At 63.7% G+C, this 14,637-nt stretch carries 10 protein-coding genes; 8 read left to right on the top strand and 2 right to left on the bottom strand.

Annotation, left to right across the window (positions count from 1 at the left end):
• Positions 1–74: 74 nt before the first annotated feature.
• The gene (locus ACT6Q8_RS18855; protein WP_444733700.1) at positions 75–1,967 is read right to left on the bottom strand and encodes a rhamnogalacturonan lyase; all 1,893 of its coding nucleotides are present in this window, start codon (positions 1,965–1,967) and stop codon (positions 75–77) included.
• Positions 1,968–2,085: 118 nt separating this feature from the next.
• Between ACT6Q8_RS18855 and ACT6Q8_RS18860 the strand changes: the two genes are divergently transcribed.
• From ACT6Q8_RS18860 to ACT6Q8_RS18885, 6 genes are all read left to right on the top strand, one after another.
• On the top strand, positions 2,086–4,764 hold the full coding sequence (locus ACT6Q8_RS18860) for an exo-rhamnogalacturonan lyase family protein (RefSeq protein ID WP_444733699.1): 2,679 nt from the start codon (positions 2,086–2,088) through the stop codon (positions 4,762–4,764).
• Between the two features lie 239 nt (positions 4,765–5,003).
• A complete protein-coding gene (locus ACT6Q8_RS18865) occupies positions 5,004–6,224 on the top strand; it encodes a hypothetical protein (RefSeq protein ID WP_444733698.1) in 1,221 nt (406 codons plus the stop codon).
• Between the two features lie 66 nt (positions 6,225–6,290).
• Positions 6,291–8,258, top strand: a complete 1,968-nt coding sequence (locus ACT6Q8_RS18870; RefSeq protein ID WP_444733697.1) for a methyl-accepting chemotaxis protein — start codon at positions 6,291–6,293, stop codon at positions 8,256–8,258.
• Between the two features lie 475 nt (positions 8,259–8,733).
• Positions 8,734–10,044 (top strand): CmpA/NrtA family ABC transporter substrate-binding protein, encoded by a 1,311-nt coding sequence (locus ACT6Q8_RS18875; protein ID WP_444733696.1) that lies wholly within the window; start codon positions 8,734–8,736, stop codon positions 10,042–10,044.
• A gap of 20 nt (positions 10,045–10,064) precedes the next feature.
• On the top strand, positions 10,065–10,937 hold the full coding sequence (gene ntrB / locus ACT6Q8_RS18880) for a nitrate ABC transporter permease (protein WP_082372237.1): 873 nt from the start codon (positions 10,065–10,067) through the stop codon (positions 10,935–10,937).
• Positions 10,938–11,100: 163 nt separating this feature from the next.
• On the top strand, positions 11,101–11,898 hold the full coding sequence (locus ACT6Q8_RS18885) for an ABC transporter ATP-binding protein (protein ID WP_054167721.1): 798 nt from the start codon (positions 11,101–11,103) through the stop codon (positions 11,896–11,898).
• Here ACT6Q8_RS18885 and ACT6Q8_RS18890 read toward each other — a convergent pair whose 3' ends face one another.
• The gene (locus ACT6Q8_RS18890; RefSeq protein ID WP_054167720.1) at positions 11,899–12,390 is read right to left on the bottom strand and encodes a hypothetical protein; all 492 of its coding nucleotides are present in this window, start codon (positions 12,388–12,390) and stop codon (positions 11,899–11,901) included.
• A 180-nt stretch (positions 12,391–12,570) separates the two neighbouring features.
• Here ACT6Q8_RS18890 and ACT6Q8_RS18895 point away from each other — a divergent pair, with 180 nt between their 5' ends.
• Together ACT6Q8_RS18895 and ACT6Q8_RS18900 are read left to right on the top strand one after the other, a co-directional pair.
• The gene (locus ACT6Q8_RS18895; RefSeq protein WP_054167719.1) at positions 12,571–13,200 is read left to right on the top strand and encodes a flavin reductase family protein; all 630 of its coding nucleotides are present in this window, start codon (positions 12,571–12,573) and stop codon (positions 13,198–13,200) included.
• A gap of 84 nt (positions 13,201–13,284) precedes the next feature.
• Positions 13,285–14,478 (top strand): class I SAM-dependent methyltransferase, encoded by a 1,194-nt coding sequence (locus ACT6Q8_RS18900; RefSeq protein WP_054167718.1) that lies wholly within the window; start codon positions 13,285–13,287, stop codon positions 14,476–14,478.
• Positions 14,479–14,637: the final 159 nt, after the last annotated feature.

A 14,637-nucleotide genomic window follows, 5' to 3' on the forward strand; every position in this document is an offset into this window, starting at 1 on the left:
AGCCACCCTACAGGATATCCTGGCGATCGCTACCCATCACCAAGCCCGCATCTTTAGCATGGACGAATTTGGCGTTACCGCATCTTCATACCGGTGCCCAGGAAGTAGCTGGTATGCGGCGGCTGGTTATACGCAACGTTCTGCCACGCCACACCCAGGCGGTAAACCGGGTCCTGCATCAGGGTCACCAGACGATAGTCCGTGGGAAACGGCGTGGTGTAGATGCGCAGGGACTTGTTATCCTTGGCCCGCCAGATCACCTCTTCCCGCCAGTCACCGATGATATCGGCGGACAGGGCCGGGGTCGCCTTTGTGCCATTGTTGGAAGAGACGTCAGGCGGGGACAGAAGCGGCACCGCCTCCCCTTTCTGCCAGTCCCATTTCAGGACCTGCTCCTTATCCAACAGTTCGCGCGACAGGTCGCCGTCCCACCACAGGCCGAAATTCACCTGTTTGGGGTGATTAGCGGCGATGACCGCCCCTTGCGCGCTGTAGAGATAGGGCGAATTGCTGGCCCAGGCCTCTGCCCCCGGTGAACGCGGGTCGATATCGATGGCGATACCCCGGCCCGTATCCTTGTCGGTGGGCGTGGACCACAGGACCTTACCCGTCGCGGCGTCCAGCATGGCGGCGCCGATGCCGCCATTGCGTGACGGCACCTCATGCACACCGAACTTTTCCAGGCCGGGGCGCAGCGGGTCCAGGTCCGACACATGCATCGTGTCGCCATGCAGCAGGCCAGACGACCATAGTCCATTGCCGTCATCATCCAGGGCCATTGAGCCATAGATGATCTCATCCTTGCTATCACCATCGACATCGGCCACGGACAGCTGATGATTGCCCTGTCCGCCAAAGGCCTCTTTCCCTGGCGTGGCGCTATCGAATTGCCAGCGCGGGGTCAGTTTGCCATCGCGCCAGTCCCAGGCCGCCAGGGTGGTGCGGGTATAGTAACCACGCGCCATCACGATGCTGGGCAGGCTGCCGTCCAGATAGGCAACCCCCGCCAGGAACCGGTCGGAGCGGTTGGCATAACCGTCACCCCAGACGGCCTGCAGCTGATCGGGCGTCGGATCATTGGTTTGGGGATGGCGGGCGGGCCAATAGGGGGCGCTGGCCAGCGCCTTGCCGGTAATCCCTTCAAAGACCGTCAGATATTCCGGCCCCTTCATGATGCGGCCCTGCACGCGTGCCACCTTACGTCCGTCAGGCGTGGTGGTGGCGCCGGTGCGGTCGGCCTGCGGCACTTCCCCGTCATGGAATCGCCAGTCGGCATTGGCATCGCCCAGCACGGCACCGGTGCCATCCACCGTCCCATCACTGGTCCGCACCGCCAGTTCCGCCTTACCATCGCCGTCGAAATCCATCACCAGGAACTGGGTATAATGCGCGCCGGCCCGGATGTTGGGCCCCAAATCGATGCGCCACAGCCGCGTACCGTCCAACCTGTACGCATCCAGGATCACGGGGCCGGTATAGCCGCCAAAGGCATTATCCTTGGAATTGCTGGGGTCCCATTTTAGGATGATCTCATACTGCCCATCGCCATCCAGGTCGCCGACGCTGGCGTCATTGGCGTTGTAGCTATAGGCCTCTCCCGCCGGGGTGACGCCATCGGCGGGCGGTTGCAACGGGATCGACAGGTAACCATCGCGCCAGACCTGGGCCTTGGCCCCCGTGGCTGCCCCCGCCGTCCTCACCTCATAACGGGCCGTGCCATCGGCGCCTTTATCCAGGAAACTGGTGGCCTGGGTCAGCGGTTTGGTGTTCAGCTTCCTGCCATCCCGGTACAGGTCAAAGCCGATGCCGGCGGGGTCGGTATCCAGCAGGCGCCAGCCGACCAGCACGCCACCATCGGCGGCAACCGCCACCAGACCACGGTCCAGCTTCTCCATCTGCCGTGCCGTTGCGGGCATTGCGGCAATACCGCACATCAGGGCCGAGATCAGCCATTTCCGGGTTGCCATGTTTCCTCCCTGAACCGGTTTGGTCTTACCTTACCCGTATTCATATGATATTTGAATTCCAATATTAAGGATGCTGTATCACATTGTGGTAAAAGTTAGGATCGGGAAGGAAACGACGATGGACATGCCTGGCTTCAACCGGCGGCAATTCATGCAGGCAACGGCGCTGACGGCCCTTGCCAGCGGTGGGACCGGCATTGCGGCGCAGGCCAAACCATCGGCGCCCGAAACGCCCGTCGGCTGGATCGACGGTGCGGCCCCTGCCCGCCACCCGGGCCAGACCTGGGGCGTTCCCTGGCCGCAGGGTCTGTATAAGCCGGCACAGCGTTTCCGCCTGACCGATGGATCGGGGGCGGCGGTGCCGGTGCAATCCTGGCCGCTGGCCACCTGGCCCGACGGATCACTGAAATGGTCGGCGCACAGTATCGGGGCGGGGGCCGGTCCCACTGGCCTGACCCTGTCCACCGGCAAGGCCGCGGAACCGGCGCAGCCCGTGAAGGTCAGCGAAGGGGCCGAAGCCATCACCGTCAGCACCGGCCCCCGGCAATGGCGCATTCCCCTGCGTGGCGATCGTCTGATCGACATCGCCACCGTCGATGGCCGCACGGTTCTGCGCGACTTGCGCCTTGTCTGCCTGTCACAGGATCAACCCGACCTGACAGAGGCCGAAACCGTCAGCCAGCGTCGCGCCATCGGCACCGTCACAGCCGTGACGGTGGAACAGCGGGGGCCAGTGCGGGCCGTGGTGAAGCTGGAAGGTTCCCACCGTGATGGCGAGCGTTCCTGGCTGCCCTTCACCATCCGGCTTTACTTCCATGCCGGTGCAGAATCCGTGCGCATCCTGCATTCCTTCATCTTTGACGGGGATGAGAACAAGGACTTCATCCGGGGGCTGGGCGTTACCGCGTCGGTCCCCATGTCCGATGCCCCGCACGACCGGCATGTGCGTTTCACAGGCGAAAGTGATGGTCTGTGGGCAGAGGCCATCCGGCCCTTGACAGGCCTGCGCCGCGACCCCGGCAAGGATTACCGTCAGGCACAGATCGATGGCCGCGCCATCCCGGCCCTGTCCGGTATGGCGGAAACAGTGTCAAAGCGTCTGGACCTGATCCCGACCTGGGGCGATTTCACCCTGTCACAGGCCAATGCTGATGGCTTTGCCATCCGTAAACGCACCAAGCCCGGCCATGGCTGGATCGACGCACAGGCGGGCCGCCGCGCGGGTGGCCTGACCTATATCGGCGGGGCGGCGGGTGGTGCCGCCCTGGCCATGGCGGATTTCTGGAAGCGCCATCCGGCCCGCCTGGATGTGCGCAACGCGGCCACCGACATGGCGGAGCTGACCGCCTGGCTCTGGTCGCCCGACGCCCCTGCCATGGATCTGCGCTTCTATCATGACGGGCTGGGCATCAAGACCCACAGCCAAGAACGCGAAGCCCTGGAAATCACTTACGAGGATTATGAGGAAGGCTGGGGCCGGCCCTATGGCATTGCCCGCACCACCGAACTGCATCTCTGGTCCCTGCCGGCCACCCCGGCCCGCGACTGGTTCACGGAAGTGGCAAGCCTGCTGACTGCGCCGCCGCGCCTGATGGTGTCGCCGGCCCGCCTGCGCGCCGTACCCATCTTTGGCGACTGGGATCTGGTCAGCCGCAGCAATCCTGCGCGCTCCCGGATTGAGGATCAGGCCGATTTCCTGCTGAACCTCTATCGGGATCAGGTGGAACAGCGGCGCTGGTACGGGTTCTGGAACTATGGCGATGTCATGCATTCCTATGACAGCGACCGTCATGAATGGCGCTATGACATTGGCGGCTATGCCTGGGCCAATTCCGAACTCTCCCCCGATCTCTGGCTCTGGTACAGCTTCTTGCGCACGGGCCGGGCGGACGTGTTCCGTCTGGCCGAGGCCATGACGCGGCATACCGGGGAGGTTGATGTCTGCCATATCGGCCCCTACAAAGGCTTTGGCACCCGCCACGGGGTGCAGCATTGGGCCGACAGTTCCAAACAGCCGCGCGTCTCCAACGCCGCCTATCGCCGCATCTATTACTACCTGACGGCGGACGAACGGGTGGGCGACCTGATGCGCGATCTGGTGGACAGCGACCGCACGCTGGCCAATGTCGATATCAGCCGCAAACTGCCCGACCCCGCCCCGCCCGGCGTGATCGAGGCAGGATTTGGCACAACCTGGTCCTCCTTGGCCGCCGCTTGGCTGACGGAATGGGAACGCACAGGCGATAAGCGCTGGCGCGACCGCATCACCAACGGCATGCGCACCATCGCCGCCCTGAAATATCGCTGGATGGCGGGCGGCGCGCCCTATGACCCGAACACCGGTAAATTCTCCGGCCCCGGCGACAAGATCGGTGTTTCTCACCTGTCTGCGGTGTTTGGCGCGGTGGAGGTGCATGCCGAGCTGTTGGCCCTGCTGGATGTGCCGGAATACCGCGCCGCCTGGCTGGAATATTGCACCTTCTACAACGCCCCAACGGCAGAGTTCCGGGCAAAGTTCGGCCAGGATGTGAAGGGACGCGGCTTGCGTCTGGCTCATTCCCGCCTGACCGCCTATGCCGCGCATCATCTGAAGGACCCGAAACTGGCCGCCCGCGCCTGGACGGAGTTTACCGACAAGGGTGAACAGATTGCCGGCACCCGCACCCATATTGCCGGCAACGCCGTCCTGAACCCCGTGGATGAGGTGGCGGGCATGTCCACCAATGGCGTCTCGCAATGGGGGCTGGCCGCCTATCAGAACCTGGCCCTGATCGCAGATGCGCTGCCGGCGGAATGATCAGCAATTAAGCGCCCAAAAATCATGCGGCACTGCACCATAAATGGGCGCAACTTTATGACGGTTTAAGGAAAACGGCGCTTCGCACCTGCGGCACGAAACTTGCGTTAACTATCTGGCGGGGACCAACGGCGGTTCCCCTTCATAGGGCCGGTCCGCCGGTCCCGCCGGACAATGGCGTCTGAACATCTGGGTCACCCCCGGATCGTTTAGGCGCCTTTTTTATTTTGGAGCCTCAGATGACGCTGCAGAAAAATGCGCGCGCCCTGTCCCTGATCCTGGCCCTTCCCCTGTTGGCGCAGCCGGTGCTGGCCGGCGATGCCGCCAGCCTGCTGAAGGAGGGCAAGTTCATCCTGGATTTCCGCTACCGCCTGGAAGATGTCGATCAGGCGGGTCTGGCACAGGATGCCCATGCCCAGACGGCCCGCGCCCGTACCGGCTTTCAAACCGGCAAGATCAACGGATTCTCCCTGCTGGCAGAGGCGGAAACCATCGCCCATATCAGCAGCGCCTTCAATGACGGCCTGAATGGCAAAACCCGCCGTCCCCTGGTCGCCGACCCGGAAGGCATGGAGCTAAACCGCCTGCAGGTGGACTATACGGGTATCGCCAAGACCGCCGTCACGCTGGGCCGCCAGCGTCTGAACCTCGATAACCAGCGTTTCATCGGCGCTGTCGGCTTTCGTCAGAATGAACAGACGCTGGATGCCCTGAAAATCACCACCCAAGCCATCGACAAGTTGGATCTGACCTATGTCTATGTGGCGCAGGTCAACCGTGTCTTCGGCCATAAAAGCCCGCAGGGCGAGTTCGAGGGCGACAGCCACCTGTTCAATGCCGGCCTGACCCTGTCGCCCGCCGCCAAGGTGACCGGCTACGCCTATCTCCTGGACCTGGAGGAACAGCCGATTCTGTCAACGGCCACCTATGGCGGGCGCGTCGCGGACAAGTATACGTTGGACAAGATCACCCTGGCCTATGCCGCCGAATACGCCCACCAGACCGACTATCAGTCCAACCCCCGCGACATCTCGCTGGATTATGCCGGACTGGAACTGACTGCCACCTATGGCGGCCTGTCATTCGGTGGCGGCTATGAAAGCCTGGAAGGCGACGGGGGGCGAGGCTTTGCGACGCCATTGGCCACCTTGCACAAGTTTCAGGGCTATGCCGATGTGTTCCTGACCACACCGGCCAACGGCATCAACGATGCCTATGGCCGTATCGGTTACGAAACGAAGCTGGCAACAGGCCCCATCACCGGCCTTTCCGCCGCCCTCTGGTATCATGATTTCGAAGCCGAAAGGATCGACCGTTCCTATGGCAGCGAGATCGATGTGGAGGCGGCGGTGAAGCTGGGCCCCAAGGTCACGGTCAGCGCAAAATATGCCGATTATGACGGCGACGGCGCTTTCCCCGACCGCCGGAAATTCTGGCTGGCCTTTGAATATTCCTACTGAGCCTGCCTGACGGGGGCGGTCCTGGCCGCCCCCGCTCGGCCATCAACCGTTTCGAAGGATCATGTCATGACGATCCCGACCTTTCCCCGTCTGAAGGCCCTGCGGTTCCTGCTGTCGGCGCGTGCGCGGCGCCTTGACCGGTTGAAGCGTCTGGCCCGGCTCTGTGCCCTGGTCACGGGTCTCAGCGGGCTGGTGCATGCGCTGCAACGGGAACGGGGTACCAGTTCGCTGCATCTGGGGGCCGATGGCGGCATGCTGCCCGACCTGTCGGCACGCCGCGCGGAAACCGATCTGGCCATGGACCGGGTGCGGGCGGAACTGGGTGCTGTCGATCCCCTGGGCTGGGAGGGGTCCCTGACCAGCTGCATCGCCTTCGCCCACCGTGCCCTGGCCGATCTGCCGGATCTGCGGGTACGGGTGGGGGCCGGCACGATCGATCTGCGTTCTGCGACACTGGCCTATTCCGCCTTGATTGAGGCATTGATGGCGATCGTCACCGCCGTGGCTGGCCTCAGCGCCGATAACGCCCTGTCCCGCGCACTGACGGCCCTGTTGAACTTCATGCGCGCCAAGGAGTTTTCGGGGCAGGAACGGGCCGTGGGGGCAGCCGCCCTGACCGCCGGTCATTTCGACGCCACGCGTTTTCGCCGCATGGCGCAGTTGGAGGCGGCACAATCACAGGCACTTGATCTGTTCACCGCCCATGCCAACGAAAGCCAGCGCGCGCTTCTGTCAGCCACCCTGCAAGGTCAGGATTGTGAGCAAGTGCTGCAATTACGGGCGCAGTTGCGCGAAGTGGGTCCAAACCGTCCATTGCCCGGTGCCAGCGCGCAAAGCTGGTTCGCCGCCGCCACGGGCCGCATCAACCGCCTGAAACAGATGGAAGACCGTCTGATTGCCGATCTGGAGGCCTTGTGCGCCGACCGGATCAACGGTGCGCAGCACGAACTGGCGGCACCACTGTCAGGCGCCCCCTGGCATCTGCGCCTGTTCGCCTGGGGCCTGCGTCGCCACCTGCGCCGGGCGGGCGACTGGTCTGAACAGGTGGCAGACGCCATGTTCACGCTGAACACAGATCGCCTGCCGCCCTGGCTATCGCAAGCGTTGGCCCAGGTTACGGACGGCATCGACCCCGACCTGTCGCCCGCTGCCCAGCAGCAGCGTGAACGCCAATGGGCGGAGGCCAGCCGCGAGGCGCTGGAGGCAGTCATCGACAGGTTCAGCCAGCAGCATGAACAGGCGCTGGCCATCATGGCCGCCCATGCTGGCGGCATTCATGGCGACGCTGTGTCCATGGCCGATCTGGCCGGTCGCAACGCCCGCCACTCCCTGACAATGGCCAGCGCCAGTTCACAGACGCGCGGCGGGGTGGAGGCGGTGGCGCAGGCCGCCGGCTCCTTGTCACTCTCCATCCGCGACATCAATGATCAGGCGTCCCAGGCCCTGACCGTGTCCGCCGATGCCGTAGCGGAAGCGCGGCAAACCCACCGCACCGTAGAAGGCCTGACCGATGCCGCCAGCAATATCGGGCGGATTGTCGAGATCATTGGCGAAATCTCTGGTCAGACCAACCTGCTTGCCCTCAACGCCACAATCGAGGCGGCCCGCGCCGGGGAGGCGGGCAAGGGCTTTGCCGTGGTGGCGGGTGAGGTCAAGAGCCTCGCCACCCAGACCGGCCGTGCCACCGACGAAATCGGTCATCGGATTGAAGAGATGCAAGCCGCAACCGGGGCCGCCGTCACCGCCATCGGCGCGACAGCGGCCAAGATCGAGGCCATCGCCGCCCTGGTCGCCGGGATTGAGGCGGCCCTGATGCGCCAGCGCCAAGATACGGAGCGGATTGAGGAAAATATGCGCAGCGTCGCGGAAAGCGCCACCGACATCGACAATGTGGTGGAGGATGTGGCGCAAGGGGCCGACCATATCGGGCGCATGACGGGCAACGCACTCTCGGCGACGGATGAGCTGTCACGTCTTGTGGAAAGCCTGCGCGAGGGGCTGGACGGGTTTGTGACCCGCGTACGCGCGGCGTAAAGGCAGGGCTTTCCGCAGCAGAAAGGGGCGGTCCGGTCGGATCGCCCTTTTTCTTTTGGCTACCTACGCCCAAAGAATCGCCAATTCCTGCATCTGCACAAATCCGCGCCATTGCCGCCTGCAACTTGGGCGTTTTTCTTGCACAAGGTGCGGGCAATCAAGGTCGCCCGAACAAAGTTCGTCAGCCATAGTCTTGATAAACAACAATTAACCTTTTGCCTTTCGCCGCACCGGTACTTGGCATGCTTCTCGCAAATGTCATTTCGCACACGCGGCATGAAGGCGACGATGCCTTTTCTCCGAGCCGGTAACGGTCCGGGGCCGCGGTGCCGAAATTGCGGTTCCGACGCTGGGATCGCCTGGAGCAACGGCGCTCCGATGACAGACATGGGCCATGCGGCCCCTGCTGATCGTCGGAGCGCCTTTTTTTATTTTCAGCCCGGCCCAGAGGCCGGAACAGGGGAGCCCGCGTATCATGAGCCAGACCGACACGCCTTCCGCCGGCCTGACCCGCCGTTCGCTCTTGACCCGTACGGCACAGGCCGCCGGTGCCGCAGCCATTCTGACCGCCGCCCGCACCGCCTTGCCCGGCGGTGCCGCCTGGGCTGCCGCCGCACCGGAAGTGACCGGTGCCACGCTGGGCTTCATCGCCCTGACCGACAGCGCGCCACTGATCGTCGCCAAGGTGAAGGGGCTGTTTGCTAAATATGGCATGCCCGACGTCAATGTCGTGAAGCAGGCCAGCTGGGGCACGACGCGCGACAATCTGGAACTGGGCGGCGGGGCCGGCGGCATTGACGGCGCCCATATCCTGACGCCCATGCCCTATCTGATGTCCACGGGCAAGGTGACGAAGAACAACCAGCCGCTGCCCATGGCCATCCTGGCGCGGCTGAACACCAACGGCCAATGCATCTCCGTCGCCAACCGGTACAAGGAGATGGGCATCACCACCAAGGCCAAGGGCCTGAAGGAGGCCTTCGCCAAGCAGAAGGCAGAGGGCAAGGAGGTGAAATGCGCCGTCACCTTCCCCGGCGGCACCCATGATTTATGGATGCGCTACTGGCTGGCGTCCAACGGCATCGACCCGGACAAGGATGTCTCCACCATCGTCGTCCCGCCGCCGCAGATGGTGGCCAATATGAAGGTCGACACGATGGAGGCCTTCTGCGTGGGCGAACCCTGGAACGCGCAGCTGGTGAACCAGGGTATCGGCTTCACGGCCCTGACCACCGGCGAACTGTGGCACGACCACCCGGAGAAAAGCTTCGCCATGCGTGCCGACTGGGTGGAAAAGAACCCGAACGCCGCCAAGGCCCTGCTGACCGCCATCATCGAGGCACAGATCTGGTGCGACAAGGCGGAGAACAAGGAAGAGATGTGCCAGATCGTTTCTGGCCGTGAATGGTTCAAGGTGCCAGTGGAGGACATTCTGGGCCGCGCCACGGGTACCATTGATTATGGCGACGGGCGCATCGTGAAGAACAGCCCGGAGATCATGAAATACTGGTCGAACCACGCCTCCTACCCGTTTCAGAGCCATGATCTCTGGTTCCTGACGGAGGATCAGCGCTGGGGCTATCTGCCGGGCGATCTGGACACTAAGGCCCTGATCGCCAAGGTCAACCGCCAGGACCTGTGGCGCGATGCCGCCAAGGTCGCGGGCGCTACCGACCTGCCCGCCGGCACTTCTCGCGGTATCGAGAAATTCTTCGATGGCCGCAGCTTCGATCCCGCCAACCCGGCGGCCTATCTCGCATCGCACGACATCAAGCGTATCGCCTGAGTTGGGGGAGGAAAAAAACCATGTCGACGATCAGCGAGAATGGCCCCGTGGCGCGGGTGCAGGGTGGCGGCGGGCTTTCCGCCCTGGCCGCCACCCTGCAAACCGTCCTGACGCGGGCGTTGCAGAAACTGTTGGACCTGTTGCCGCTGCTGCTGGCGCTGGTCACCTTGATCGGTATCTGGGAGGTGGCTTGCCACGGGGCGGGGTCATCCCTGCCACCGCCGTCGCGAGTTGTCAGCGACACCTGGCAACTGATCATTGATCCGTTCTTTGACAATGGCGGCGTGGACAAGGGCCTGTTCTGGCATCTGGCCGCCAGTTTGAAGCGGGTGGCCGTCGGCTTTGCCCTGTCATCGATCACCGGCATCGCGCTGGGCGTGCTGATCGGGCAATCTAGCCTTGCCTATCGGGGGCTGGACCCGATCTTTCAGGTGCTGCGGACCGTGCCGCCGCTGGCCTGGCTGCCTATTTCCCTGGCCGCCTTCCGGCAGGCCGACCCGTCGGCCATCTTCGTGATCTTCATCACCTCCATCTGGCCGATCATCCTGAACACCGCCGTGGGCGTGCGGCAGATCCCGCAGGATTACCGCAACGTCGCCCGCGTCCTGCGCCTGTCGCCGCTGGAATTTTTCTTCCGCATCATGCTGCCCTCCTCCGTCCCGTTCATCTTCACCGGGTTGAAGATCGGCATCGGCCTGTCGTGGCTCGCCATCGTGGCGGCGGAAATGCTGATCGGCGGGGTCGGCATCGGCTTCTTCATCTGGGATGCCTGGAACAGCTCACTGATGAGCGAGATCATCCTGGCGCTGGTCTATGTCGGGCTGGTCGGCTTCATCCTGGACCGCGTCATCACCGTGATCGGCAACCGCATCGCTGGCCGCAAGGTTAGCTGACACCCTCGTCATCCCGGCGAAAGCCGGGACCCAGGGGCCATGCGCCAGCCGATCCGCTCTTCTACACGTGCAGCGTCAACGTTTGTCCTGTTGCCCCTGGGTCCCGGCTTTCGCCGGGATGACGAAAAAAGGGGTCAGCGGTCGGAAACAAGGACCATCTCCCATGACCCATTCCTACCTGTCACTTGAAAATGTCGGCATGGATTTCACGGTCGCTGGCCGCAGCTTCCATGCCGTTACCGATGTTAACCTGTCCATTGCGCGCGGCCAGTATGTCTCCATCATCGGCCATTCCGGCTGTGGCAAATCTACCTTGCTGAACATCGTTGCGGGCCTGACACGGGCCAGCAAGGGCGGCGTCATCCTGGATGGGCAAGAGGTGAACAGCCCCGGCCCCGACCGGGCCGTGGTGTTCCAGAACCATTCCCTGCTGCCCTGGCTAACGGCGTATCAGAATGTGCGGCTGGCCGTGGACAAGGTGTTCGGGTCTGCCAAGTCGACGGCGGAACGCCATGACTGGACCCTGCACAACTTGCGTCTGGTCCATATGGACCATGCCGTGGACAAGCGCCCGGATGAACTGTCGGGTGGCATGAAGCAGCGGGTGGGCATTGCACGCGCGCTGGCCATGGAACCCAAGGTCCTGCTGATGGATGAACCGTTCGGGGCACTGGACGCCCTGACCCGCGCGCACCTGCAGGACACGGTCATGGAAATCCAGACGCGCCTGAACAGCACCATCATCATGATCACCCATGATGTGGATGAGGCGGTGCTGCTGTCCGACCGCATTGTGATGATGACCAACGGCCCGTCCGCCACAATCGGGGAGGTGCTGGAGGTTGACCTGCCCCGCCCCCGCCGCCGCCTGGACCTGTCGGACGATGCCCGCTATGTCGGCTACCGGGCATCGGTCCTGCGCTTCCTTTACGAACGGCACGCCAAGCCGGAAGCCGCCTGATCAAACCACCCGCTCAAACCGCATGTACCAATTCACCTCCCAGGTCTCTCCCCCATCGGGGGAGAAGGCTTGTTCCCAGCGGGCGCTGGTGGGGGTGATGTGGGACCAGATGAAGCGCACCTTGATGGGCCTGCCGGCCAGCGTATCATCGGCCAGGAAGGTACCCACCCCGTCCTGAAAGCGGCCTTCCATGGGCACGCCAACCTCATCATGGCGTTCATCGAACCACCAGATGTTCCACAGCCCCGTCCGGGGGCTGATCCGGCGGAAGGTGGCGGCGCGGTAGGTGCCGCTGGGATCATGCAGGATATTGTCGTCGCAATTGCCCAGGCCTGCCATCACCTCCCGCGCCTCACAGGTGCCGGTGAATTCCTGCCAGTCGTGAGACCTGACCAGCCGTCCGTTCAGCTTGCGGTGCCACACATTCCATTTGCCATTCAGAAAGGCGAAGTCGCCCTGTCCGGTTCCTGTGGCGATGACTGTATCGGTCATGATCGGGTTCCTTTGTTGAATTGCTCCCCATTGTACAGGCCGATACCTGACAGGCTATGTCAGGTATTTTGGGTGCCTTCCGAAAAACATGGCCCCTGGGTTGCGTGCCCGCCCCCTTGCCGTGCTGCGGGGGCCGGTCCTAACTGACGGGTAAGATTGGCCTTTCAAGGACCCTGCCCCATGCGCTTTGACCTGCGCACCCTGCCGCCATCGGCGCGGTACAAGATCATGACCGCTACCATCACCCCGCGCCCCATCGCCTGGGTGACGTCCGTGTCCGCCGATGGCGTGCGCAATGCCGCCCCGTTCAGCTTTTTCAACATGGTGGGCGATGATCCGCCCCTGCTGGCGCTGGGTCTGATGCACCGGCCCGACGGACGATTGAAGGATACGGCGGCCAATATCCTGGCCACCGCCGAATTCACGGTGAATCTGGTGTCCGAGGATGATGCGGAGCGCATGAACCGCTGTTCCGCCGACGCCCCGCCGGAGGTGGATGAACTGGCCCATGCCGGAATTGAGACCGTTCCCGCCAGCGTGATCGCCACCCCATTGATCGCCAGCGCACCCGCCAGTTTTGAATGCCGCCGCCACAGCATCATCGAAACCGGCCCGCGCCAGACCCTGATCCTGGGTGAGGTGCTGGTGGCGCATGTGGCCGACCGGTTCGTTCTGGATGCCGACAGCCAGCATCTGGACACGCCCGCCATGAAGCTGATCGGGCGCACCCATGGCCGCGGCTGGTATGTGCGCAATGGCGACACGATGCAGATGGACCGCCCCGCCTATGATCCCAACTGGCGGCCATAGCGTGTGAATAGCACTGGTCGCAGGCGCGGACAGGCGCATAGGATGCGGCCCCTTTCCCGCCCCCGATGATTGATTGCGTTTGCCATGGCCAGCCCCCTTGCCCCCGCCCTTGCCGAAATCCGCGCCCTGCTGCTGAACGGGGACCGGCTGGTGCGCGGCGTGGCCAGCGGGCGTATGCGCAACATGACCCCGCCCTGGCGGCGGGTGGAGCTGCGGCCCGTGGCGTTGAAGGCCGGCGCGCATTTGCAGACCATCGCCTATGATGACCGGCAGGCCCATACCAGCAACGCCGCCTTTGGCCCTGCCGCCGAACAGGCCGTGGACGCGCTGCTGGCCCTGGGTCTTGGCAATTGGCATGTAGAGACGCTGGACACCACGGTGCAGCTGCGCATCACCAAGAAGGGGGAGGCGATGATCAGCCGTACGGCAGCGGCAGCACCCAAAGAGCGCGCGCTGGACCATGACCGGGCCAAGCCGCGCCTTCTGGACCCCGCCGATCCCTTCTGGCGCGCGGTGGGCATTGCCGATGCCGAGGGCCGGATCAAGCCGACACGGCAGGACAAGTACCGGCAGGTAGAGGAATTCATCCGCGCCCTGGATGCCGTGCTGAAAGGGGCGGACCTGCCCGAAGACCGCCCCCTGCGCGTGGTCGATCTGGGTTGCGGCAACGCCTATCTGACCTTTGCCGCCTATCGCTTCTTGTCGCATGTGCGGGGTTTGGCCGTGGAATTCACGGGCGTTGATACCAAGCGTCAGGCGCGCGAGCGCAATACCGAACTGGCTCAGAGCCTGGGCTGGGACGGGTTGCGCTTCATGGAAGGAACGATTGCCGAAGCGCCGGTGGACGGGGCCGATATTGTGCTGGCCCTGCATGCCTGCGACACGGCCACTGACGATGCCCTGGCCCGTGCCGTTGCATGGGGCGCCAAGTATGTGCTGGCAGCACCCTGCTGCCACCATGACCTGCAAAAGCAGTTGCGCGCCGGCGAGCCGCCTGCCGCCTATGGTCTGCTGACCCGCCACGGCATCCTGCGCGAACGCTTCGCCGATGTGATGACCGACGCGCTCCGCGCCAGCCTGATGCGGCAGGCGGGCTATAGGACGGAGATTATCGAGTTCGTCCCCTCCGAACACACACCCCGCAACACCCTGTTGCGCGCCGTCCATACGGGCGCGAAAGCAGACGCAAAGGTGATCGAGGAATACCGAACCTTGGTGGCCGAATGGGGCGTGACGCCGAAACTGTCGGTGCTGCTGGGAACGGATGTGGGGTTCTGATATCCCCATCCCCATTGCACAGCGCCAGTCACAGGCGCATGATTAGCACCTCAGCCAAAAAAGAAAGCCGGCTGCGAGACGCAGCCGGCCAGAGATGAAGGGAGCCTCATAAGGAGGTAAAGTCCCTGACCGTTGCCCTTATGCAACGGTCAAGTCACT

It is taken from the genome of Niveispirillum sp. (genome assembly GCF_052437035.1).
Lineage (GTDB): Bacteria > Pseudomonadota > Alphaproteobacteria > Azospirillales > Azospirillaceae > Niveispirillum.

Bases quoted from the DNA above. Each gene is read 5' to 3' on its own strand.
- ACT6Q8_RS18855 (WP_444733700.1), bottom strand. From the start codon at position 1,967: ATGGCAACCCGGAAATGGCTGATCTCGGCCCTGATGTGCGGTATTGCC.
- ACT6Q8_RS18860 (WP_444733699.1), top strand. From the start codon at position 2,086: ATGGACATGCCTGGCTTCAACCGGCGGCAATTCATGCAGGCAACGGCG.
- ACT6Q8_RS18865 (WP_444733698.1), top strand. From the start codon at position 5,004: ATGACGCTGCAGAAAAATGCGCGCGCCCTGTCCCTGATCCTGGCCCTT.
- ACT6Q8_RS18870 (WP_444733697.1), top strand. From the start codon at position 6,291: ATGACGATCCCGACCTTTCCCCGTCTGAAGGCCCTGCGGTTCCTGCTG.
- ACT6Q8_RS18875 (WP_444733696.1), top strand. From the start codon at position 8,734: ATGAGCCAGACCGACACGCCTTCCGCCGGCCTGACCCGCCGTTCGCTC.
- ntrB (WP_082372237.1), top strand. From the start codon at position 10,065: ATGTCGACGATCAGCGAGAATGGCCCCGTGGCGCGGGTGCAGGGTGGC.
- ACT6Q8_RS18885 (WP_054167721.1), top strand. From the start codon at position 11,101: ATGACCCATTCCTACCTGTCACTTGAAAATGTCGGCATGGATTTCACG.
- ACT6Q8_RS18890 (WP_054167720.1), bottom strand. From the start codon at position 12,390: ATGACCGATACAGTCATCGCCACAGGAACCGGACAGGGCGACTTCGCC.
- ACT6Q8_RS18895 (WP_054167719.1), top strand. From the start codon at position 12,571: ATGCGCTTTGACCTGCGCACCCTGCCGCCATCGGCGCGGTACAAGATC.
- ACT6Q8_RS18900 (WP_054167718.1), top strand. From the start codon at position 13,285: ATGGCCAGCCCCCTTGCCCCCGCCCTTGCCGAAATCCGCGCCCTGCTG.